Consider the following 22,699-nt stretch of genomic DNA (forward strand, 5'->3'; position numbering starts at 1 on the left):
GGCCGATCAGTCCTCGCTGCCGCTTTCGCCTTCGGGACGACGCGCACGGGGGGCACCGAAGGGGCGATCGCCGCCGGTGCTGCGTCCGCCACGGTCGTCACGATTGCCGCCGAAACGACGCTCGCCACCGCCGAAGCCGCCACGCTCGCCGCCGCGGTTGTCACCGCCGCGATCGCCGCCACGGTCGTCACGATTGCCGCCGAAGCGACGCTCGCCGCCGCCGAAGCCGCCACGATCGCCGCCGCGGTTGTCACCGCCGCGGAACCCGCCGCGATCACCGCCCCGGTCGTCGCGATTGCCGCCGAAACGACGCTCGCCACCGCCGAAGCCGCCACGCTCGCCGCCGCGGTTGTCACCGCCGCGGAACCCGCCGCGATCGCCGCCACGGTCGTCGCGATTGCCGCCGAAACGACGCTCGCCGCCGCCGAAGCCGCCACGCTCGCCGCCGCGGTTGTCGCCGCCGCGGAACCCGCCGCGATCACCGCCGCGGTCGTCGCGGTTGCCGCCGAAACGACGCTCGCCACCGCCGAAGCCGCCACGCTCGCCGCCGCGGTTGTCGCCGCGGTTGTCGCCGCCGCGGAACCCGCCGCGGTCGTCGCGATTGCCGCCGAAACGACGCTCGCCGCCGCCGAAGCCGCCACGCTCGCCGCCGCGGTTGTCACCGCCGCGGAACCCGCCGCGATTGCCGCCCCGGTCGTCGCGATTGCCGCCGAAACGACGCTCGCCGCCACCGAAGCCGCCACGCTCGCCGCCGCGGTTGTCGCCGCCACGGAACCCGCCGCGATCACCGCCGCGGTCGTCGCGATTGCCGCCGAAACGACGCTCGCCGCCGCCGAAGCCGCCGCGATCGCCGCCGCGGTCGTCGCGATTGCCGCCGAAACGACGCTCGCCGCCGCCGAAGCCGCCGCGATCGCCGCCGCGGTCGTCGCGATTGCCGCCGAAACGACGCTCGCCGCCGCCGAAGCCGCCGCGATCGCCGCCACGGTCATCACGATTGCCGCCGAAACGACGCTCGCCGCCGCCGAAGCCGCCGCGATCGCCGCCACGGTCATCACGATTGCCGCCGAAACGACGCTCGCCGCCGCCGAAGCCGCCGCGATCGCCGCCACGGTCATCACGATTGCCGCCGAAACGACGCTCGCCGCCGCCGAAGCCGCCGCGATCGCCGCCACGGTCGTCGCGATTGCCGCCGAAACGACGCTCGCCGCCGCCGAAGCCACCGCGATCGCCGCCACGGTCATCACGATTGCCGCCGAAACGACGTTCGCCGCCACCGAAGCCGCCGCGATCACCGCCGCGATCGTCACGGCCACGGAAGCCGCCGCGATCACCACCGCGGTCGTCGCGGTCGCCGAACTCGCGCCGGCCGCCGCCGAAGCCGCGGCGGTCGCCACGGCCGGCCTCGCGGGCCCGCTGCTCGGCAATCGCGGCGTCGACTTCTTCGTCCTTCTCGTCCTTCAGCGGGCTCCAGCCTTCGCGACGATCATCCCGGCGGTCGTCCCGACGATCGTCCCGGCGATCACCGGCCACGTGCAGGCCGCGGGTCGGGCGGTCGGTGTTGTGGAACTCGCGCTGGCGGCGCTTGTCCTGGATGGCACGCGACGACGGGGCCTGGGGCGCATCGACCGGGTGCGCGAGCGTCAGCAGCTCGTCATCATCCTCGTCGTCGCCGAGGTCTTCGTCCTCGTCTCCATCGTCATCTTCATCTTCATCGTCGCCGTCGAAATCGGCGTCGTCCTCGAAGTCCTCGGCCTCGTCATCGCCTTCGGTCAGCTCTTCGGCCCGGGCGATCAGGGCTTCGAGATCCTCAAGGGTCTCGACCTCGATCTCGTCGAGTTCCTCTTCGAACTCGTCGTCCTCGAACTCTTCCTCACCGTCGAAGTCATCCTCGCCCTCGATGTCATCGTCCTCGATGAAGCGGGCATCCGGGATCTCGTCGGCCGCGGGGCGCTTGGCCTGGGCGGCGGCAGGGGCGGCGGCGGCGGTCTCGTCCGCGGCAGGCCCGGTCTTCTCGACCTTCTTGGTCTCGTCGGTCATCTTGTCGATCATTTCTGGTGCAGGCGCGCCGGTCCTGGCGGCCTGGCGCCGGAGCGGGGCGTCACGCCCGGTCTCGGGCAGATGAAGGCCTTCAGCGAGTGAGCCCAGCTGGTCCTTCAGCATGCGGGCGGTCACCTCGCGCACCTCTCCAGGGTGCATGCGGCCGATCTGGAATGGTCCATAGGCGACACGGATCAGCCGGCTGACCGGGTGTCCGAGGCTTTCGAGGACCCGTCTGATTTCGCGATTCTTGCCTTCGGTCAGCACCACCGAAAGCCACGCATTCGTGCCCTCGTGCTCGATCTCCACTTCGATCGGGCCGTAACGGACACCTTCGACGGTCATACCCTGGGCCAGCCGTCCGATCGCATCGGCGTCGGGCGTGCCATAGACACGCACCCGATAACGGCGGCGCCAGGCGGTTTCGGGGCTCTCTAGACGACGGGCGAGTTCGCCGTCGTTGGTGAGGAGCAGGAGCCCTTCAGAGTTGTAGTCGAGGCGCCCCACGCTCACCACGCGGGGAAGATCTGCCGGCAGGCGGTCGAAGACGGTTTCCCGCCCTTCAGGATCATGGTTGGTCGTGATCAGCCCGCGTGGCTTGTGATAGAGGAACAGCCGCACCGGTTCGCGGGCCGGCAGAGGCCGGCCGTCCACAGTCACCCGATCGGCGGGCGTCACGTCGAGCGCGGGGCTGTCGATGCGGCGGCCGTTGACCGCCACCCGGCCGTCGAGGATCAGACGCTCGGCGTCGCGGCGGGAACACAGGCCCGCACGGGCGATGGCCCGGGCGACGCGCTCACGCGCGCGGTCCGGCTCGGTCTGAAGGCTGCGGGTCATCTGGTCTCCAGGGCGGCGGCGACAAGGCCATCAAAAATCAGGCGATCGCCGGCATCGATCAGGAATTCGGGGTGCCACTGCACACCCAGACAGAAGCGGAAGCCGGGATGTTCCAGCCCCTCGATCACCCCGTCGGGGGCCGTGGCATTGCGCACCGCGCCGGGCGCAATCCGGTCCACCGCCTGATGATGGGCGCTGTTGACCTTCATCCGGGCCGTGCCCACCAGACGCCAGAGCAGGGTGTTCCGGTCGATCAGGACCTCGTGCCCAGGCTCGTTGCGCGGGTTCGGCTGCTCGTGGGCCAGCGCCTCGGGGAAGGCGTCGGGGATGTGCTGTACCAGGGTACCGCCAAGCGCGACGTTGAGCAATTGTTCGCCCCCGCAGATGCCCAGCACCGGCATGTCCCGATCCAGCGCGGCGCGAACCACGCCCAGCTCGAAAGCCGTGCGCCGGTCCTTGGTCGTGACCGTGGCATGCCGCATGCCGGCGCCGAACAGCGCCGGATCCACGTCGAACGCACCGCCGGTCACCACCAGCGCGTCCAGCCGGCCGACCATTTCGGCCGCCAGCTCCGGTTCATGGGGCAATGCCACCGGCAGGCCGCCCGCGGTGACGATCGCATCCATGTAATTCACACGGAGCGCGTACCACGGGAACCTCGAATAGCCGCCGGGCTGTTCGACGTCGAGGGTGACGCCGACGAGCGGGCGGTATGCGGAAGCGGATGTACCCATGGGCGCAATTCATGGGGCTTCCCGCGTCAGGATGCAAGGGCCGCTTGACGTGAAACCCCATGCAGGCTTCGCTTGGCTGCCATGTCGAACACCCCGACGACGCCCCTCCCTGCCCGCTTTCAGCCGCTGCGCCCGATGGAGGCGGCGCTTGAGGAGGCGCGCGCGGCGGCCGCCCGGGGGGAAGTACCGGTTGGCGCGGTGGTGGTCGATCCGGTCCGGCGGGTGATCCTGGCCGCCGCCGGCAACCGGACCGAAGCTGATCACGATCCCACTGCCCATGCCGAAATCCTGGCGATCCGCAAGGCGGCGGCCCTGATCGGCAGCCCGCGCCTTGCCGGCCTCGATCTCTGGGTGACGCTGGAGCCCTGTGCCATGTGCGCGCAGGCGATCTCCTTCGCCCGGATCCGCCGCCTGTATTACGGGGCGGCGGATCCCAAGGGCGGCGGTGTGGAGCACGGTGCCCGCGTCTTTGCCCATCCCACCTGCCATCACCGGCCCGAAATCTTCGCCGGCATCGGTGAAACCGCGGCCGCCGCCTTGCTTAAGGTTTTCTTCAAAAGCCTGAGATAATCTCTGTCCGGACAGAGCCTACCGCGTTGCAGCAGGAGCCTTCGCCCCATGGGTCCGATTATCGGCATCATTCTCACCTTCTCGCTGGTCTTCGGCGGTTTCATCATCGCCGGCGGCCATATCGAGGTGATTCTGGAGGCCCTGCCGATCGAGGGCATGATCATCGGTGGTATCGCGCTCGGTGCCTTCGTCACCGGCAACAGCGGCGAGGTGATCAAGCACACGCTGGGCGGTCTCGGTAAGGCCTTCAAGGGCGCGAAGTGGAAGAAGCAGGATTACATCGACCTGATCGGTCTGATGTATATGGCCCTCTACAAGCGTCAGCGCGAGGGTACGAAGTTCAACGACTTCGAGGATCCGAAGAACAGCGCTCTGTTCAAGAAATACCCGAAAATCCTGAACGACCATCTTGCGATCAACATGATCTGCGACACGCTCCGCAACATGAGCATGCGCCATGAGGATCCGCACCAGGTTGAAGCGTATCTCGAAAACCTGCTCGAAAAGGTCGAAGAGGAACATATGGAGCCCTCTCACGCGCTGCAGGGCATTGCCGACGGTCTGCCGGCTTACGGCATCGTGGCGGCGGTGTTGGGCGTGGTGAAGACCATGTCGTCGATCGACAAGCCCCCGGCGGTGCTGGGCGGGCTGATCGCCGCCGCCCTTGTGGGCACCTTCCTCGGCATCTTTCTGGGCTATGGCGTGATCGGCCCGCTGGCCGGACGCATCAAGCAGATCAACGAGGCCGATGCCCGGTTCTACAAGCTGATCCGCGACGTCTTCGTCTCGACGCTGTCGAAGAATGCGCTGCAGGTGGCGATCGAGGTCGGCCGCGCCAATATCCCGTCCAGCATGCAGCCGACCTTCGCCGAGGCGGAAGCTGCGATCAACAAGGCCAAGGGAAGCTGATCGATGGCGGAGGAAGGCGGCCACGCAACGATCATCAAGAAGGTCAAGAAGGGCAAGGGCGGCGGCCATCACGGCGGCGCCTGGAAGGTGGCCTATGCCGATTTCGTGACCGCGATGATGGCCTTCTTCCTGCTGCTCTGGCTGCTGAACGCGCTGGACGAAAAGAAGCTCAAGGGCATCGCCGACTATTTCACACCGACCTGGACCGTGTTCCGTGATGCCGGGGCCTCGCACACCATGCCGATGATGGCGGGCACGCCCGACATCAATGTCGGACAGGGCGGTGTCAGCATGCCGTCTTTCGAGCGGTCCGACCTGACCCCGCCGCCCTCGCCGATGGATCTGCAGCCCGACATGGCCAAGCGCCCGGCCGCCAATCCGGCCGACGAGGCGCCGCCCGAGGAACTGCCGGTGAACGACCCGGCCGAGGCGATGCGTCGGGTGCTGTCGGGCGAGCGGCTGGAGCCGCCTAAGACCATGCAGACCTTCGAACAGGCGGTGCAGGATGCCGCCCAGCGCATGGTGGAGGCGCGGGACCGGGCCAAGGAGCGCGACATCGCGGCCCGCGGAGCGGCGGAGCGCCGCTCGTTCGAAGATACCGCCGACCGGCTGCTCAAGGCGATTTCCTCTGACCCCTCCACCCGCGAACTCTCAGGCAACCTGACCCTGCGGGTGACCGAGGAGGGGCTTGAAATCAATATCATGGACCGCGAGGACGAGCCGATCTTCCCCTCCGACGGAGCCGAGCCTTATCCGGGGGCGCGGCGCCTGCTGGCGCTGGCGGCGACCACCGTCCGCGCCTCGCCCAACCAGATCGCCGTTCGCGCCTATCTGGGCGGTGAGCCCGGCACCCGGCCCGATGCCTGGGCGCTGACCGCCGAGCGGGCGATCGCGGCGCAGAAGGTGCTGACCGATGCCGGTGTGCCGGTGGCACGCGTGGAAGAGGTTTCGGGACGTGGTCAGTCGACCATGCTGGTGCCCGATCAGCGGGCAGACCCGCGCAACAACCGGATCACCGTGGTGCTGCGGCGGGCCGTGCCGGCTTCTTCATAGTCGTCCTGTTCTTTGTCGTCGTGCGGGGGGATCGGTTCAGCCGACCGCCCGCCAGCCGATATCGCGGCGGCAGAAGCCGCCCGGCCAGTCGATCGCATCGACGGCGGCATAGGCCCGGGCCTGGGCATCTGCCGGGCTGTCGCCCAGGGCCGTGACCGCGAGCACCCGCCCGCCGTTGGAGAGCAGCCGGCCCTCGTCGTCGGTCGTCGTGCCGGCGTGGAAAACGATCACGTCGGGGGCCGCCGCCCGCGCGGCGTCGAGGCCGCGGATTTCCTCGCCCTTGGCATAGTCGCCCGGATAGCCCTTCGCGGCCAGAACCACCGTCAGCGCCGTGCGGGGGTCGAGCTCGATCATCGACGGGTCGAGCCGGCCGTCGCGGGCCGCCAGCAGGATCTGGGCGAGATCGCCCCAGAGCCGCGGCAGCAGCACCTGGGTTTCGGGATCGCCGAAGCGGACATTGTATTCGACCAGCTTCGGCCCGTCCTTCGTCAGCATCAGCCCGGCATAGAGCACGCCCACGAAGGGCGTGCCTTCGGCCGCCATGGCATCGACCGTGCGCTGGACGATCTCGTTCATCGCGCGGTCGGTGATCTCGGGCGTCATGCAGGGGGCGGGGGAATAGGCGCCCATGCCGCCGGTATTGGGGCCGGTGTCGCCGTCGCCCACGCGCTTGTGATCCTGGGCGGTGCCGAGCAGGATGGCGGTGGTGCCGTCGGACAGCGCGAACAGGCTTGCCTCTTCGCCCTCCATGAACTCCTCGATCACCAGCGACGCGCCGGCGCTGCCGAAGCGGCCACCCAGCATCTCGTCCACGGCTTCCAGCGCCTCGGCCTCGGTCATCGCCACGACCACGCCCTTGCCGGCCGCCAGCCCGTCGGCCTTGACCACGATCGGCGCGCCCTGCGCGCGGATATAGGCCCTGGCCGCCCCGGCATCGGTGAAGCGGGCATAGGCGGCGGTGGGAATGCCGTAGCGGGCGCAGATATCCTTGGTGAAGCCCTTGGAGCCTTCCAGCCGGGCAGCGGCGGCCGAGGGGCCGAAGGCCGGCACGCCGGCCGCCTCCAGCACATCGGCCAGGCCGGCGACCAGCGGAGCCTCGGGGCCGATCACCACCAGGCCGATGCCTTCAGCCTTGGCGAAAGCGGCGATGCCGTCCATGTCGGCCGGATCGAGGTCCAGAATCTCGGCATGCTCGGCAATACCGGCATTACCGGGTGCGGCACACAGATAAGACACGGAGGCACTGGCTTCGAGCGCACGCGCCAGTGCATGCTCCCGACCGCCCGATCCGATCAGCAGAACCTTCATCGCACGCTCCCGTCGGCCTGATTCAGTGGAGTCCGCTTTCCCGGCGCGGTCATACCGCCGGCGGTGCGCAACCGCCCCGGGTTGCCCGTCTTCGGGCACCATGCTTCTATCATGGCACCCGTCCGGGAGAAACCCCACCCGCGACCGCGCCTGACATGCCTCGTCCCGCCCTCCGATCCGGAGCCGATGCCTTGAGCCGCCTGCCCTTCGATACCGACCGTCCCTCCCGCCAGCGCGACCCGGGCGCCGAGGCGGCCGCAGACGGCCACAACCTGCCGGTCTATACCGTCAGCGAGATTTCGGGCGAGCTGAAGCGCACGGTCGAAAGCCGCTTCGCCGCCGTCCGGGTCCGCGGCGAGATCAGCGGCTTCAAGCGTGCCGCTTCGGGCCACTGCTATCTGGCGCTCAAGGACGAGGATGCGCTGATCGATGCGGTGGTCTGGCGCGGCGCCGCCATGCGGCTCGGCTTCAAGCCCGAGGACGGGCTGGAAGTGGTGGCGACCGGCCGGCTGACCACCTATCCGGGCCGGTCCAAATACCAGCTGGTGGTGGAGCAGATGGAGCCGGCCGGCGCCGGCGCGCTGATGGCGCTGATCGAAGAGCGCCGCCGCAGGCTTGCCGCCGAAGGCCTGTTCGATGCCGCACGCAAGCAGCCGCTGCCCTTCCTGCCCGAGGTGATCGGCGTGATCACCTCGCCCACCGGCGCCGTGATCCGCGACATCCTCCACCGCCTCGCCGATCGTTTTCCGCGCCGGGTGATCCTGTGGCCGGTGATGGTCCAGGGGCCGGGGGCGGCCGAGCAGGTGGCCGCGGCCATCCGCGGTTTCGATGCTCTGGGGCCAGGCGACCGGGTGCCGCGCCCCGATCTGCTGATCGTCGCCCGCGGTGGCGGCAGCATCGAGGATCTGATGGCCTTCAACGAAGAGAGCGTGGTCCGCGCAGTGGCCGGGTGCTCGATTCCGTTGATCTCGGCCGTCGGTCATGAGACCGACACCACGCTGATCGATTTCGTGGCCGATCTGCGGGCGCCCACGCCGACCGCCGCTGCCGAGAAGGCGGTGCCTGTGCTGGGCGAACTGCTGCTGGAACTGGGGGATCTGGGCGCCCGCCTGCCGGCGGCCGCCTTCCGGCTGATCGAGCGCGGCCGGGAACGCACCGCCGGCCTTGCCCGCGGTCTGCCGCGGCCGCAAAGCCTGATCGATGCCGCCACCCAACGCCTGGATGATCGGGCCGAGCGGCTGGATGCCGGCATCGACCGGGTTCTGGAGCGCCGGGCGGCCCGTGTGCGCGAACTGGCCGCCCGGCTGAAGAGTCCCGGCCAGCGTTTCGCCGAGGCCGCCGGCCGGCTGGACCTGACCGGGCAGCGGCTGGAAGCGGTGATGGGCCGGGTTCAGGACCGTGCCGCGGCCCGGCTCGACCGGGTGGCGGCGGGGCTTTCGCCCGCAGCGGCGATCCGGGCCGGTCGGCTTGGTCGCGAACGGCTGGACGGGCTGGGCGTTCGTCTCGACGCCGGCGCCGGGTTGAAGCTGCAGCGGCTGGGGGAGCGGCTGGAGGCGCAGGCTGCGTTGCTGGAAAGCTATTCCTACCGCCGGGCGCTTGCCCGTGGTTTTGCACTGGTCGAGACGGTGGACGCGGCCGGCGGCATCGGCCAGCCGGTCACCCGGGCTGCGGTGGTCAGCCCCGGTCAGGCCCTGGCCCTGGTCTTTGCCGACGGGCGGGTCGACGTGCAGGTCTCGGGCGAGGCCGGGACGACACCCCCGGCGGCACCGCGTCGGCGCGGCCGCGGGCGTGGTCCGGCAGCCCAGCCCGACCTGTTCTGACTGTGCAGCCGTGGTCGGCTCCCCCCCGGCCGGATCGTTGACGGAAAGGGTTCCCTCCCCATGCCCCTGAACACCGCTCGTTTCCGCGGCACCGTCTGTGCGCTGCCGGTTCTGCTGATGCTGAATGCGGCAGCGCCGGCCCAGACCCGTGCCTCTGATCCGGGGCAGACCAATGCGGCTCAGCCACCGGCCATGCCGGCGCCGATCCAGGATCCCCCCACGGCCGAGGCGCCGGCGATCCAGATCGACGGTCCGGCAAGCCAGGGCAGCCTCAATCTCGGCCGGGTCCCCAAGGGCTGGCAGGTGGCGGTCGACGGCGTGCCGGCCCGGGTCGACGATTCCGGCCGCTTCGTCTTCGGCATCGGGCGTGATGCCGCCACCGCCGATCTGGTCGCCCGCGCGCCACATGGCGCCACGCTGGAGCGGCGGGTGACGGTGGCCGCGCGGGACTGGGCGATCGAACGGATCGACGGCCTGCCGCCGCCCAAGGTGACGCCGGATCCGGAACTCCAGGACCGGCTGCGTCACGAGCGTGAGCTGATCCTGAATGCCCGTTCCGCCTCGGATGACGGCATTATCGGTTTCGAGATCGCGACCAGGGGCTTCCGCCTGCCGGTCGAGGGGCGGATTTCAGGCGTGTTCGGCAGCCAGAGGGTGCTGAACGGCGCGCCGCGCAGCCCCCATCGCGGGCTCGACCTCGCGGCGCCGGAAGGCACACCGGTGCTGGCGCCGGCGGGTGGCAGGGTGGTGCTGGTGATGCCGGATCTCTGGTACACCGGCGGCACGATCATGATCGATCACGGCCAGGGCGTGACCTCGATCTTCGCGCATCTGTCCGAGACGCTGATCGCGCCCGGCCAGCTGGTCAAGGCGGGGGATGCCATCGGCCGGGTCGGCATGACCGGCCGGGCGACCGGTCCGCATCTGCATTGGGGGGTGTTCTGGAAAGAGGTCGCGGTCGACCCGGCACCGCTGGTGCCGGCCCTGCAGGGCCGGATCGATCCGATGAAGCCTCGGCCCGAGCCCAGGCCCCAGACGGAACCGAAGCCTCAGCCGTCTGCGGCGGCAAGGCCGCAGACGGATTGAGCCGACGGCCCGCTAGCCCTGCGGGTGATGTTCCGGGGGGCGCGGCGCGCCGCGGCTGCGGATCATCGAGACCGCGATGCCGCCGACGATCAGGCCGAAGGTGACGATCAGCGACAGCTCCGCCGGCGGCTTGCCGATGAACTGGGTCCAGAAGATCTTGCCTCCGATGAACACCAGGATGATCGACAGCGCGTATTTGAGGTCGTGGAAACGGTGGATCATGGCGGCGAGTGCGAAATAGAGCGCGCGCAGGCCCAGGATCGCGAAGATGTTGCTGGTGTAGACGATAAACGGATCGGTTGTGACGGCGAAGATCGCCGGCACGCTGTCCACCGCGAAGACCACATCGGCCGTTTCGATCAGCAGCAGGGCAACCAGCAGCGGCGTCGCATGGCGCCGGAGCCGTCCCTTGTCGTCGGGCAACCGCACGGTGAAGTCGTGGCCGTGCAGTTTGGGCGTCACCGGCATCGCCTTTTTCAGCAGCCGCATGAATATGCCCTGGGTGAAGTCCGGCGGGTCGCCGCCATCCTTGAGCATCTTGATGCCGCCCCAGATCAGGAAGGCGCCGAAGAAGAGCAGGATCCAGTGGAATTCGTGCACCAGCGCCGCGCCGATGCCGATCATGAAGGCGCGCAGCACGATCGCACCCAGAATGCCCCAGAACAGCACCCGGTGCTGCAGATGCCGGGGGATGGCGAGCGCCGCAAAGATCGTCGCGATGACGAAGACATTGTCCATCGCGAGCGTCTTTTCGAGCATGAAGCCCGTGGCGTATTCCATGGCGGCCGTGCCGCCCGACGACCACCAGACGAAGCCGCCGAATCCCAGGCCGGCGGCGATGTAGAAGGCCGAGAGCACCAGGCTCTGGCGCACGCCGATTTCGCGGTCGCGCTTGTTGAGGACGCCCAGATCGAAGGCCAGCAGGCCCGCGACCAGAGCGACGAACAGACCCCACTGCCACAGCGGATGTCCCGCCATGGTGAGGCTTGCCGCGGAGATGATCTCCGCCGGCAGGATGGATGATGTTTCGGGGAACACGCGATCACCCCTCGATCGCGGTTGCGCTGCGTCCTAGCGCGAAATGGGTGAGGGATCCGACATCACGACCGACGCCTCGGTCGCCAGAGGGGCCCGGATCCGGCAATTCTGCTTATGTGGCGCAGCCGATGACGGCCGTCAAGGCGGCGGGTTCTTGGTGCTGCATGCGGTGATGCAAGGCGGGCTCGACGCCCGGCGCAGGATCATGCAATCATGAGATGATCTGAACCGTCGGAGAACGGCCCCCATGATGCAGAACATCGCCATGGATGATGGCGTGGAGATTGCCGTCGAGCAATCGGGCAACCCCGAGGGCCCGGCCCTGGTGCTGGTCCATGCATTGGCAGTCGACCACACGGTCTGGGATCTGGTGGCTGCACCCATGCGCGCCAGCCGGCGCATCGTGGCCATCGACATCGCCGGCCACGGCATGAGCGGCGTGCGCAGCTCCACGACCGACACTCCGCAGACCCTCGACCGTCTGGCCGATGACGTCGAGCAGGTGGTCGCGGCGCTGGGCATCACCCGGGCCGATTTCGCCGGGGTGTCGATCGGCGGCATGATCGGTCAGGTGCTGGGTGTGCGCAACCCGGCCTGGCTGCGCAGCCTGACCCTGGTCTGCACCGTCTCCGACGTGCCGGACGAGGCACAGGCGATGTGGGACGCCCGCATCGCGGCCGTGCGCGACCAGGGCATGGATGGCCAGGTCGATGCGACGCTGGAGCGCTGGTTCACCCCGGCCTTCCGCGATCTCGCACCCTCGGCGCTGGACCAGGTGGCGGCCATCATCCGCACCACCCCGCCCGAGGGGTTCATCGCGGCCGCCCATGCCATCAAGGGCCTGGCGATGGGGGCGAAACTGCCGGCCGTGAAGGTGCCGACACTCGTCGCCTCGGGCGCCCAGGATGCCGGCTCGCCACCCGAAGCCGGCCGCGCCATCGCCGCCGCCATCCCCGGTGCCCGCTTCGAACTCCTCGACCCCTGCGGCCATATGGGCCCGATCGAGGCGGCGGAACCGCTGTGGAAGCTGATGGACGCGCATCTGACCGCAGCGGGGTGAGCTAACCGCCCCCCTCACTCCGGCCCATAGGTCCGTGCCGGCAGCGGCAGGGCTTCGACCCGTTCGCACAGCAGGGCCAGCAGCCCGGCCTCGGCGCGGTTCAGGCTGGCCTGCGGGTTGAAGACCAGGTGGATGTCGATCGCCGGCGGGTCCTGATAGGGCGGCAGCCGCCAGAGCAGGCCGTCGCGGACGTCGCGGCGGACCACATGCAGGGGCAAGGGGCCGATGCCGAGCCCGGCGGTGATCATCCGGCGCACCTCTTCCAGGCTCGACGACACGCCGACCACCTCTTCGTCGACGCCGGCGCGGGCGCGCAGCAGCGCCACCGGGCGCAGCGCGTCGGAGGTATGATCGGTCTGGAACGAGACCGATGTCTCGCCGCGCAGATCTTCGAGCGTCAGACCGGTACGGCCGTAGAGCCGGTGGGTCGGGCCGCAGAAGAAGCCGAAGAATTCCCGATAGAACACCCGATAGTCCAGCCTGGGGTCCTGGGTGTGCACCAGGCACAGGCCGAAGGCGGCGCGTTTCTGGGCGACCGCCGTCGCCACGTCCAGGCTGGTCATCACCTGGATGCCGAAGGTTGCCCTGGGATGGCGGGCATGGAAATCCGACAGCGCCTCGTCGAACAGCGGCGAGACGATGTGGCTCGCCACCGCGATCAGCACATGGCCCGTCACCTCTTCCTTCACGTCGCGCAGCCGGATCGGCAGGCGTGACACCGTGCCGAAGATCTCCACGCAATCGGCATAGAGCAGCTGGCCGGCGCGGGTGACCTCGAAGACATTGGGCTTGCGCTCGATCAGCCGGCGGTCGAGCCGCCGTTCCAGCCGCGCCAGCGCATTGCTGATCGTCGGCTGCTTCAGTCCCAGCCGCTCGGCCGCCGCCGTGATGCCGCGTTCCTCCACCACCACCATGAAGGTGCGCAGCAGGTTCCAGTCCAGATCCCAGGCCAGGCGCTGGGCCTCGTGCTTTTTCATCGGGCACCGCAGATCATTCTTCAGAACTATGTTTTACATTTTCATTATCTATTTGATCAATGGTCTCGGCATCCGCGAGCATGACCTTACGCGGCGGCGAGGACCTGGGCGGAACCGGGGCCCGCGCGGGGGAACAGGGACCCGGCCGCAGATCTCGAGGGAGACCACGACAATGAAGCGTTTCTGGACGGGCGTGCTTGCCGCCGGCGTCGCGCTGGTGATGGGCGCCGGTGTCGCCGCGGCCGATGATCTGGCGAAGATCAAGGACGAGGGCGTGATGAAGATCGCCATGAGCGGCGCCTACCCGCCCTTCAACTTCGTCAACGACCGCAACGAGGTCGTCGGCTTCGACGCGGCGATCGGGCGCGAGATCGCGAAGCGCATCGGCGTCGAGGGTCGGATCGTCACCACCGCCTGGGACGGCATCCTGGCCGGGCTGCTGGCAAAGAAATACGACACCATCGTCGGCAGCATGACGATCACGCCCGAGCGCGAGAAGGTGGTGGATTTCGTCGGCCCCTATTATCACGCCGGCCGTGCGGTCTTCGTGACCGAGGGCTCCGACGTGAAGAGCCTGGCCGATCTCAAGGGCAAGACCATCGGCGTCACCCTGGGCGAAACCCACGAGAAATGGGCCCGCACCCAGGACGGCTGGTCGGTGCGCACCTATAAGGGCCTGCCCGAGCTGCTGCTGGAGCTGAAGGCCGGCCGGGTTCAGGCGATCGTGAACGACAACATCCCCGTCCGGGTCGCGATCAAGGAAAACGGCGAGAAGCTGCGCCAGCTCGACACGCCGGACATCGAGGGCGGCGCGGTCGCGATCGGCATCGCCATCCGCAAGAACAACCCGGATCTCCACGCCGCCATGCAGACGGCGTTGGACGGGATGATGGCCGACGGCACCTACGAGAAGATCTCGATGGAGTGGGTCGGCGCCGACATCCGCTGATCCGTCGCGCGGGAGGCGAGCCCTCTCGCGCCCCGCTCCCCTTTTGGGGGCCATGACATCGGGAGACGGAGCCCATGGATGTCGACCTGATGATCCGGGTCTTCCCCTTCTTCGCGGAAGCCGCCTGGACAACGGTGCAGATCTCGGTTCTGGCACTGGTTCTGGGCCTCGCCATGGGGGCATGCGGTGCTGCGGCGCGGCTGTCGCGTGTTGCCGTCATCCGTTTCGTCGGTGCGGCCTATGTCAGCCTGTTCCGCGGCACGCCCTGCCTCATTCAGCTCTTCGTGCTCTATTTCGGCGGGCCGCAGATCGGGATCGAGCTGGACCCGTTCGCGGCCGGCGTCATCGGGCTCGGCATCAATATCGGGGCCTATATGACCGAATCGATCCGGGGCGCGATCCTGGCCGTCGATCGCGGCCAGACCGAAGCCGCGCGCAGCCTGGGCATCGGCCGTGGCCAGACCATGGTCCGGGTGATCCTGCCTCAGGCCGCCCGGCTGATGATCCGGCCGCTCGGCGTCAACACCATCGCCCTGATCAAGGGCTCGGCCCTGGTATCGGCCATCTCGCTGGTCGAACTCACCTATACCGCCCAGCGCTATATCGGCTCCACCTACAAGCCGTTCGAGATGTTCGCGATCGCGGCGCTGTTCTACATGGTGGTGATCTGGGTGGCGCTTCAGGCGATCGGCTGGCTCGACCGGCGCTTTGCGATCGACGGGGGGCGGTGACATGGAAGGCCTCGATTTCTCGGTCGTGCCGCCCTATGCCGATCTGATCCTGACGGGCGCCCTCTGGACCGCGGTGCTGACGATCTCGGCAGCGGCGGTCAGCTTCGCCGGCGGCATCGGCTTTGCCGTCGCCACCATGTACGGGCCCTGGTTCGTCCGCCTGCCGGTGCGCGGCTTCGCCTGGCTGTTCATGGGCACGCCGCTGCTGCTGCAGCTGTTCCTGATCTATTTCGGCCTGGTCCAGATCGGCATCGACGTTCCGGCTCTGGTCGCCGGCATCATCGGCCTCGGCCTGCATTTCGCGGTCTACAACGCCGATGTCATCCGCGCCGGCATCACGGCCGTCGATCCCGGACAGAACGAGGGTGCGCGCAGCCTGGGGCTCAGCCGCTATCAGAGCTTCCGCCATGTGATCGTGCCCCAGGCGGTGCGCTCGGTGGTGCCGCCCATCGGCAACAACCTGATCGCGCTGCTGAAGGAATCGGCGCTGGTCTCGGTGATCGGCGTCGCCGAACTGGTTCATGCCGCCCAGCTTGCGATCAGCGAGACCTTCCGGCCCTTCGAGTTCTACATCGTCGCGGCCGCGCTCTATTACGTCCTGAACCTGATGCTCGAAGCGGGCCTGCGCCTGATCGAGAAGCGCGTGGAGGCGACGCGATGACGACGACCAGTTCCTCCGCCCCCCGGCCGATGGTCGAGGTCCGCAATGCCCATAAGCGCTATGGCGCGCTCAAGGTGCTGAAGGGCATCGACCTCACCGTCGGCCGTGGCCGGATCATCGCGATCATCGGCCCCAGCGGTTCGGGCAAAAGCACCCTGCTGCGCTCGATCAATCATCTGGAAACGCTGAACGAGGGCGAGATCTTCCTCGACGGCGTCCAGGTGAACGCGCCCCTGACCGGGGCGGCCTTCGAGCGGCACATCAATGCGGTGCGCCAGCAGATGGGCATGGTCTTCCAGCACTTCAATCTGTTCCCGCATCTGACGGTCGGCCGCAACGTCACCCTGGCGCTCACCCTGCTCAAGGGTATGAGCGAGGCCGAGGCCCGCGAGGTGGCGCGGGAGCAGCTGGCGAAGGTTGGCCTCGCCGATCGCATGGACACTCATCCGGCCCGGCTGTCGGGCGGGCAGAAGCAGCGGGTCGCCATCGCCCGGGCGCTCGCCATGGGGCCCAAGGTGATGCTGTTCGACGAGGCGACATCGGCACTCGACCCCGAACTGGTTGACGAGGTCAATCTGGTGATGAAGCAGCTCGCAGCCGAGCACATGACCATGCTGATCGTCACCCACGAGATGCGGTTCGCCGAAGAGGTCGCCGACGAGGTGCTGTTCATGGATGGCGGCGTGGTCGTGGAACAGGGTCCACCGGCCGAGATCTTCCGCAAGCCCCGGCAGGAGCGTACCCGCGCCTTCCTGCGCAAATACCTCGCCTGACGGGATGACCGCCATGAACGTCGCCCCCGGTAACCTCGCCGCCTGGCCCGATTACGGCCTCACCGCCGCGCAGCGGCGCATTGCCGTGCTTGGCCATACCTATGAATATCCCGGCATGGATGGCGCCCGGGGTGAGATCTGGTGCTATACCGACCGGCTCTCCTATGCGCCGGGCGATACGGTCGCCTTCCACGTCTCCTCGACCGCACGGCAGTGGCGGCTGGAGATCGCCCGTGACGGCGCCGTGTTCGAGGTGGTGCATGTCGAGGAGGGGCTCACCACGGGCCACCACGACACCCCTGATCAGTGCTCGGTGACCGGCTGTGGCTGGCCGGTGGCCCATCGGCTGGTCATACCGGCCGGCTGGCGTTCCGGCGCCTATCGGGTGACGGCCACCGCGGCGGGTGCCGATGGGGCGCCGATCATCTGTCACCACCTGTTCATCGTCACTACGGCGGGCCATCATCGCCTGCCGGGCCGGGTGCTGCAGATCGCCGCCACCGGCAGCTGGACCGCCTATAACACCTGGGGCGGATCCAACCACTATCAGGGCATCACGGGGCCCGAGCGCAACCAGTATGCTCCGCGGGTCAGCCTGGAACGGCCCTTCTGCCGCGGCTTCGTGGTCCTGCCGCCCGAGGCGCCGCGGGTGCCGCTGGAGGTGCCGGTGCCGCCGGCCATGCCGCCGCGCTACCCGCATATGGAATGGGCCTATGCGACCGGGCATTCCAGGAAATACGCCTCGGCCGGCTGGGCCTCTTACGACGGGCATTTCTTCCGCTGGGCGGAGCGGGCCGGCTATGCCGTCGACCTCGCCAGCCAGCACGAGCTGCATTACCGCCCCGAGATTCTGTCGCGCTATGACTGTGTGGTCTTCGTCGGCCATGACGAGTACTGGACGGCGGAGATGCGCGACGCCGTCGATGCCTATGTCGAGGCGGGCGGTCGGGTCGCACGTTTCGCCGGCAACTTCATGTGGCAGACCCGGCTTGAAGACGATGGCCGCACCCAGGTCTGCTACAAATACCGCGCCCGCGCCGAAGATCCGCTCGCCGGCACACCCCGGGTCACCACCTCGTGGGAAGCGGCGGAGATCGGTCGGCCGGGGGCCCTGACCTTCGGGCTGGACGCAACCCGCGGCCTTTATGTCGGCTGGGGCGGCTGCGCCCCGCGCGGCGTGCGCGGCTTCCCGGTCTACCGCCCGGAGCACTGGGCCTTTGCCGGTACGGGGCTCTATTACGGCGATCTGCTCGGCGCCGATTCCCATGTCTTCGGCTACGAGGTCGACGGGCTCGACTATGTCATCCGCAACGGCCTGCCCGAGCCGGCCCCCGGAGCACAGGTCCCGGACGGGCTGCAGATCCTGGCGCTCGGCCTGTCGTCGCTGATCGAGGAATCGGCCGATATTCCCGCCGATGATCAGTTCCTGTCCGATGCCGATGCCCGGTTCGTCGCCGGCATTCTTGCCGGGGGCGATGACCGGGCGGCGGTCGAGCGGGTCAAGCGCGGCTCGGGCGCCATCGTCAACTTCCAGCGCGGCGACGGCGAGGTCTTCCATGCCGGCAGCTGCGAATGGGTGGCGGGCCTGCTCCGCCGTGACCCGATGGTCGAGCGGGTCACCGCCAATGTCCTCGACCGCTATCTCACCGCACGTTGACCCTTCGCCTCACCCGGATATCGTTCCTTCCCGGAGCCTGCCCCCCATGGCCACCCATGCAGCCCCCGCCGCCGGCGACAACCGGCCGCCCTCGCATCTCTTCTATCAGGCCCGCCTGCGCCGGCCGCTGGCCAGCCGCGCCGAGGGCATCTACATCTGGGACGAGACCGGTCGCCGGGTGATCGACGGTTCCAGCGGCGCCATGGTGGTCAATATCGGCCACGGCAATCCGCGGGTGCTGGAGGCGATGAAGCGGCAGATGGATGCCGCCACTTTCATCTACCGCCTGCATTTCGAGAACGAGCCGGCCGAACGTCTGGCTGCGGCGCTCGCCGATCGCTGCCCGGCCGGGCTCGACCGGGTGTTCTTCGTCTCGGGCGGGTCGGAAGCGGTCGAATCCTGCCTGAAGCTTGCCCGGCAATATGCGGTGGCGACCGGCCAGGGCAGCCGCTTCAAGGTCATTTCGCGCTTCCCCTCCTATCACGGCAGCACGCTGGGGGCGCTGGCGGTGACGGGACACGCCGCCTTCTCGGCGCCCTTCGCGCCGATGATGCACGAAATGCCGAAGATCCCGGCCCCCACCGCCTATCTCGACCGCGACGGGCTCGACATGGCGGCCCGCGGCCGGCGCTATGCCGATATGCTGGAAGACGAGATCCGCCGCCAGGGTCCTGAAACGGTGCTGGCCTTCATCATGGAGCCGATCGGCGGCGCCTCCACCGGCGCCCTGGTCGCGCCCGACAGCTATTACCCGCGCATCCGCGAGATCTGCGACCGCTATGGCGTGCTGCTGATCCATGACGAGGTGATGTCGGGCGCCGGCCGCACCGGCCGTTATCTGGGCGGTGACCATTGGGGCATCACGCCCGATCTGGTGGCGCTCTCCAAGGGGCTGGGGGCGGGCTATGTGCCGCTCGGTGCCATGATCGCGTCGGAGAAGCTGGTCCGGCCGGTGCTGGATGCCGGCGGCTTCCAGCACGGTTTCACCTATGCCGGCAATCCGCTGGCCTCTGCCGCCGGCCTTGCTGTGCTCGACGAGATCGATGCCCACGACCTGATGGGCAATGCCGCCCGGATGGGCGCCCTGCTCAAGGCGCGGCTCGACGCCCTGAAGCCCCGTTTTCCCTTCATCGGCGATGTCCGCGGCAAGGGGCTGCTGCTTGCCGTGGAGTTCGTCTCCGACCCCGAGACCATGGCGACCCTGCCGCGGGAGCTGAACGCCCATGCCCGCGTCGTCGACCTGGCCTTCGAGCGGGGGCTGATCATCTATTCCCGCCGCACCCGGGGCGGCATCGACGGCGATCATTTCCTGGTCTGCCCGCCGATGATCGTCACGGCCGGCCAGATCGACGAGATCATGGCGATCCTCGACGACACCCTGCTCGCGCTCGCCCGCGAGCTGAACCTGCCCCATTGCGCCTGACATCCCTTTTATCCGACGATCGAGGAGTCCCCCAATGTCTGTTCAGATCACGGATGCCAGGACCAGATCCACGCCCAAGGTCGTCATCACCTGTGCGGTCACCGGATCGATCCACACGCCGACGATGAGCCCGCATCTGCCCTGGCGGCCCGAAGACATCGCCGCCCAGGCGATCGAGGCGGCCGAGGCGGGGGCCGCCATCCTCCATCTTCACGCCCGCGACCCGAAGGACGGCCGGCCCAGCCCCGATCCCGCGGTTTTCCTGCAATTCCTGCCCCGGATCGCGGCTGCGACCGATGCGGTGCTCAATATCTCGACCGGCGGCAGTTCGCTGATGACGCTGGAGCAGCGTCTGGAAGCGGCGCTCCGGGTTGCGCCCGAGATGTGCTCGCTCAACATGGGCTCGATGAATTTCGGGCTGCATCCGCTGGCCGACCGCTATCAGGACTGGCAGTTCGCCTGGGAACCGCAGCTGCTGGAGGCGACGCGCAGTTCGATCTTCCAGAACACCTTCGCCGATATTGAAGCCATCCTGCGCCGCCTGGGCGAGGGCTGCGGCACCCGCTTCGAATTCGAATGCTACGACGTCGGCCATCTCTACACGCTCGCCCATTTCCGCGACCGCGGCCTGATCCCGCATCCGCCCTTCATTCAGTTCGTGCTGGGCGTGCTGGGCGGCATCGGCGGGGATGCCTCGCATCTCTTCCATATGAAACAGACCGCCGACCGCCTGTTCGGCACCGATTACATCTTCTCGGTGTTGGGCGCCGGCCGGCGCCAGATGCCGCTGATCACCATCGGCGCGGCGCTGGGCGGCCATGTCCGTGTCGGACTGGAAGACAATCTCTACGACGGCCGCCAGGGGCTGGCCCCGTCCAACGCCGCCCAGGTCCGCCGCATCCGCGCCATCCTCGAAGCCCTGTCGCTGGAGGTGGCGACGCCCGCGGATGTCCGCGCCATGCTCGGCCTCAAAGGCGCCGATCTGGTCAGATTGGGGTGAGACGGGGGGAGATCGGATGGCAGGGGGGAGGGCCATGCGCACTCCCCGCTCCGCCGGTCACGGCTTCGCTCCGCCGGTCACGGCTTCGCCAGGTAATCCGTCAGGTGCCGCAGCCCCGTTGCCGCATGTCGCAGAAGGCGCTCGCGTTCATCGGGGCTCCGGGCCGGTATCGCGGCAGCCCGGATATATGCGTCGATCAGCTTTGCCTGGGCCAGGGCGCCGGCTTTGGAGCATGGATGGAGATGAAGGGCTCGCCGTGTGACGGCCTCGTGCAACACGTCGAGCGCATCCGCCAGCTCCGGATCCGTCGACGATGTCGCCGCAGACCGGCGCGCACGGCCGGACAGACGAGACCAATCCGACAGCAGGGAAGATACCGGGCAATTGCCTGAAAAAGACGCCTTAAAGATTACATCTGGTGCCGGTGATCTGGCGGGCTTCCTGCGTCTGGCAGGCATGGCAGGGTGCCTCCCTCTGTCGCCTTGGCATCCTCAATTGCACAGAAAATTTTATAGCACAACAAATTAATCACCCATGGCCGGATGGGGCGCCACCGTTGGTGCCGCTGCCGGCGGAGGCTTTTACCCCTACGTGTATGTAACTTATTAAGCTTAAATTTCCCCGAGTGGTAGCCCTATACAGCCACTCGCGTTCGTTGCGGACGGCACGCATAGTCCTGCTATGACGAGCATTCCGCCGAACCGCATCCGTGAAATGAGAGGCCGTGCCGGACTGACGCAGGAGGCATTGGCCAACGCGATCGGTCAGACCCGGCAGGCCGTGCATCGCCTGGAGACCGGCCGCACCGGCCTGACCGAGGCGACGCTGCGCCGGATCGCAGCCGCGGTCGGGTGTGAGGCCTGGCAGCTGCTGGCCGGGTCGGAGACGGCGGATGACGTGCGGGCCGCGGACCTGGTATCGCCGGCCGAGGTGCGGATGGTGATCCTGGCGGTGGAGCGCACGCTGGCCAATCGCGGCATCGCAGCCAGCCCCGACCAGCGCGCCGACATGGTGACCTCGATCCTGAGCAATTACGCCCGCCTGTTCCGCGGCCTGGACCAGGACACCCTGCAGCGCATCGTCGAGACGTCTCAGGTGATTGTGCGGATCTAGAGTCGCCTCTTTTGGGCTTGCGAATTAAGTTGTGGGCTCATGAAAAAATAAAACCGAGAGTATCATTATTCGCATGCATGTGTTCGAGTTCTATTTATGTATTGCGTGATTTTTTCTGGGGTAATTATTTAAAAGTTGATCGCGCGCCATTCAGTACGGGAATGGCCGACGCGACGGGGCTGTAGCGTCCGGATATGCAACTGGCCCGCTGGGCGTTGAAATAATGCGCAAGGTGCACTATTTTGGAAGTGGAGATTCCATGAATGCCTACTATCGTGCGATTCGGGAATCTCAAGGTCCAGATGTTCGCTGATGATCACAAACCGCCCCATTTTCACCTTCTGACACCGGATTATGAGGCTTTGATCAAGCTTGCCGATTTTTCGGTGATAGCGGGACGGATTGACGGGCGAAGCTATGAAATCGCCACCAGATGGGCGGCGAATAATCGGGAGCTTCTTGCGCATGAATGGGAGCGGCTCGATCAAAGATGACCTGATCGTTGCGGGAGCCCCACTTCCGCGTCTTGCGGCCGCGGAACCGCTCGACGGGCGTAAGGTACGCCTGACCTGGGTATCGGGTGAGCCAACAATTGTTGATCTGGCACCCGTGCTGGCGAGTCGCCGGATCTATATTCCCCTGCGAGAGGACGACGCGCTGTTTCGCTCGATGCGGGTTGCGGAATGGGGGAACGCCATCGAATGGGGTGGAGAGCTTGAGCTGTCTGCAGTGTGGCTGTCGAGATTGCCGCCGGTGGTGTTCGACAATGAGGATTTCCGGCGGGCGATGGATCATCTGGGAATGACGCTGGAAGGCATGGCCGCTGCCCTGGAGGTGTCGCGACGGCTGGTCGCTGACTACCGAAAGAACAAGCCGGTTCCGCGTCATATCGGGTTGGCGGTGCGATATCTGCTGGAACATCATGGCGCGCCCGAGCGCGGGGATGCCGTGCGGGTATAATGA

The 22,699-nt window shown here is 67.9% G+C and carries 21 protein-coding genes; 16 read left to right on the forward strand and 5 right to left on the reverse strand.

The window, feature by feature from the left end:
* Positions 1-6 precede the first annotated feature (6 nt).
* Positions 7-2,874, reverse strand: a complete 2,868-nt coding sequence (locus P7L68_RS07450; RefSeq protein WP_372003796.1) for a pseudouridine synthase — start codon at positions 2,872-2,874, stop codon at positions 7-9.
* The gene (locus P7L68_RS07455; protein ID WP_372003798.1) at positions 2,871-3,608 is read right to left on the reverse strand and encodes a gamma-glutamyl-gamma-aminobutyrate hydrolase family protein; all 738 of its coding nucleotides are present in this window, start codon (positions 3,606-3,608) and stop codon (positions 2,871-2,873) included. The genes P7L68_RS07450 and P7L68_RS07455 overlap by 4 nt, the downstream gene beginning before the upstream one ends.
* Before the next feature lie 135 nt (positions 3,609-3,743).
* Between P7L68_RS07455 and P7L68_RS07460 the strand changes: the two genes are divergently transcribed.
* Genes P7L68_RS07460 through P7L68_RS07470 form a run of 3 tightly spaced genes read left to right on the forward strand, consistent with a single transcriptional unit; the run spans position 3,744 to position 6,140 of the window.
* Entirely contained in the window at positions 3,744-4,178 is a 435-nt protein-coding gene (locus P7L68_RS07460) for a nucleoside deaminase (protein WP_372006794.1), read from the forward strand.
* A 48-nt stretch (positions 4,179-4,226) separates the two neighbouring features.
* The gene (gene motA / locus P7L68_RS07465; RefSeq protein ID WP_372003800.1) at positions 4,227-5,087 is read left to right on the forward strand and encodes a flagellar motor stator protein MotA; all 861 of its coding nucleotides are present in this window, start codon (positions 4,227-4,229) and stop codon (positions 5,085-5,087) included.
* A gap of 3 nt (positions 5,088-5,090) precedes the next feature.
* Positions 5,091-6,140: a flagellar motor protein MotB gene (locus tag P7L68_RS07470; protein ID WP_372003802.1), complete on the forward strand. Its 1,050-nt coding sequence runs from the start codon at positions 5,091-5,093 to the stop codon at positions 6,138-6,140.
* A 36-nt stretch (positions 6,141-6,176) separates the two neighbouring features.
* On the opposite strand, the gene purD is transcribed toward P7L68_RS07470, so the two are convergent.
* Entirely contained in the window at positions 6,177-7,448 is a 1,272-nt protein-coding gene (gene purD, locus P7L68_RS07475) for a phosphoribosylamine--glycine ligase (RefSeq protein ID WP_372003804.1), read from the reverse strand.
* Between the two features lie 191 nt (positions 7,449-7,639).
* On the opposite strand from purD, the gene xseA reads away from it, so the two are divergent.
* Positions 7,640-9,268 (forward strand): exodeoxyribonuclease VII large subunit, encoded by a 1,629-nt coding sequence (xseA, locus tag P7L68_RS07480; protein ID WP_372003806.1) that lies wholly within the window; start codon positions 7,640-7,642, stop codon positions 9,266-9,268.
* Positions 9,269-9,328: 60 nt separating this feature from the next.
* Positions 9,329-10,354, forward strand: a complete 1,026-nt coding sequence (locus P7L68_RS07485) for a M23 family metallopeptidase (RefSeq protein WP_372003808.1) — start codon at positions 9,329-9,331, stop codon at positions 10,352-10,354.
* 12 nt (positions 10,355-10,366) lie between these two features.
* Here P7L68_RS07485 and P7L68_RS07490 read toward each other — a convergent pair whose 3' ends face one another.
* Positions 10,367-11,392, reverse strand: a complete 1,026-nt coding sequence (locus P7L68_RS07490; RefSeq protein ID WP_372003810.1) for a TerC family protein — start codon at positions 11,390-11,392, stop codon at positions 10,367-10,369.
* A gap of 247 nt (positions 11,393-11,639) precedes the next feature.
* Between P7L68_RS07490 and P7L68_RS07495 the strand changes: the two genes are divergently transcribed.
* The gene (locus P7L68_RS07495) at positions 11,640-12,452 is read left to right on the forward strand and encodes an alpha/beta fold hydrolase (RefSeq protein WP_372003812.1); all 813 of its coding nucleotides are present in this window, start codon (positions 11,640-11,642) and stop codon (positions 12,450-12,452) included.
* A gap of 14 nt (positions 12,453-12,466) precedes the next feature.
* Here the strand turns inward: P7L68_RS07495 and P7L68_RS07500 are convergent, their stop codons facing one another.
* A complete protein-coding gene (locus P7L68_RS07500) occupies positions 12,467-13,429 on the reverse strand; it encodes a LysR family transcriptional regulator (protein WP_372003814.1) in 963 nt (320 codons plus the stop codon).
* A 172-nt stretch (positions 13,430-13,601) separates the two neighbouring features.
* Here P7L68_RS07500 and P7L68_RS07505 point away from each other — a divergent pair, with 172 nt between their 5' ends.
* The 10 genes from P7L68_RS07505 (at position 13,602) to P7L68_RS07550 (ending at position 22,696) form a co-directional block, all read left to right on the forward strand.
* A complete protein-coding gene (locus P7L68_RS07505) occupies positions 13,602-14,378 on the forward strand; it encodes an ABC transporter substrate-binding protein (protein ID WP_372003816.1) in 777 nt (258 codons plus the stop codon).
* 74 nt (positions 14,379-14,452) lie between these two features.
* A complete protein-coding gene (locus P7L68_RS07510) occupies positions 14,453-15,109 on the forward strand; it encodes an amino acid ABC transporter permease (RefSeq protein ID WP_372003818.1) in 657 nt (218 codons plus the stop codon).
* Between the two features lies 1 nt (position 15,110).
* Positions 15,111-15,770, forward strand: a complete 660-nt coding sequence (locus P7L68_RS07515) for an amino acid ABC transporter permease (RefSeq protein ID WP_372003819.1) — start codon at positions 15,111-15,113, stop codon at positions 15,768-15,770.
* A complete protein-coding gene (locus P7L68_RS07520) occupies positions 15,767-16,543 on the forward strand; it encodes an amino acid ABC transporter ATP-binding protein (RefSeq protein ID WP_372003821.1) in 777 nt (258 codons plus the stop codon). The genes P7L68_RS07515 and P7L68_RS07520 overlap by 4 nt, the downstream gene beginning before the upstream one ends.
* A 13-nt stretch (positions 16,544-16,556) precedes the next feature.
* Positions 16,557-18,200 (forward strand): N,N-dimethylformamidase beta subunit family domain-containing protein, encoded by a 1,644-nt coding sequence (locus P7L68_RS07525; protein ID WP_372003823.1) that lies wholly within the window; start codon positions 16,557-16,559, stop codon positions 18,198-18,200.
* Positions 18,201-18,246: 46 nt separating this feature from the next.
* Entirely contained in the window at positions 18,247-19,623 is a 1,377-nt protein-coding gene (locus P7L68_RS07530; protein ID WP_372003825.1) for an aspartate aminotransferase family protein, read from the forward strand.
* 34 nt (positions 19,624-19,657) lie between these two features.
* Positions 19,658-20,623: a 3-keto-5-aminohexanoate cleavage protein gene (locus tag P7L68_RS07535; RefSeq protein ID WP_372003827.1), complete on the forward strand. Its 966-nt coding sequence runs from the start codon at positions 19,658-19,660 to the stop codon at positions 20,621-20,623.
* Positions 20,624-21,337: 714 nt separating this feature from the next.
* Positions 21,338-21,736 (forward strand): helix-turn-helix domain-containing protein, encoded by a 399-nt coding sequence (locus tag P7L68_RS07540; protein ID WP_372003829.1) that lies wholly within the window; start codon positions 21,338-21,340, stop codon positions 21,734-21,736.
* A 263-nt stretch (positions 21,737-21,999) separates the two neighbouring features.
* A complete protein-coding gene (locus P7L68_RS07545; protein ID WP_372003831.1) occupies positions 22,000-22,230 on the forward strand; it encodes a DUF4160 domain-containing protein in 231 nt (76 codons plus the stop codon).
* Positions 22,202-22,696, forward strand: coding sequence for a hypothetical protein (locus P7L68_RS07550; RefSeq protein ID WP_372003833.1), 495 nt, complete (start codon positions 22,202-22,204; stop codon positions 22,694-22,696). Before P7L68_RS07545 ends, P7L68_RS07550 begins: the two co-directional genes overlap by 29 nt.
* Positions 22,697-22,699: the final 3 nt, after the last annotated feature.

The organism is Tistrella mobilis (assembly GCF_041468085.1).
Lineage (GTDB): Bacteria > Pseudomonadota > Alphaproteobacteria > Tistrellales > Tistrellaceae > Tistrella > Tistrella mobilis_A.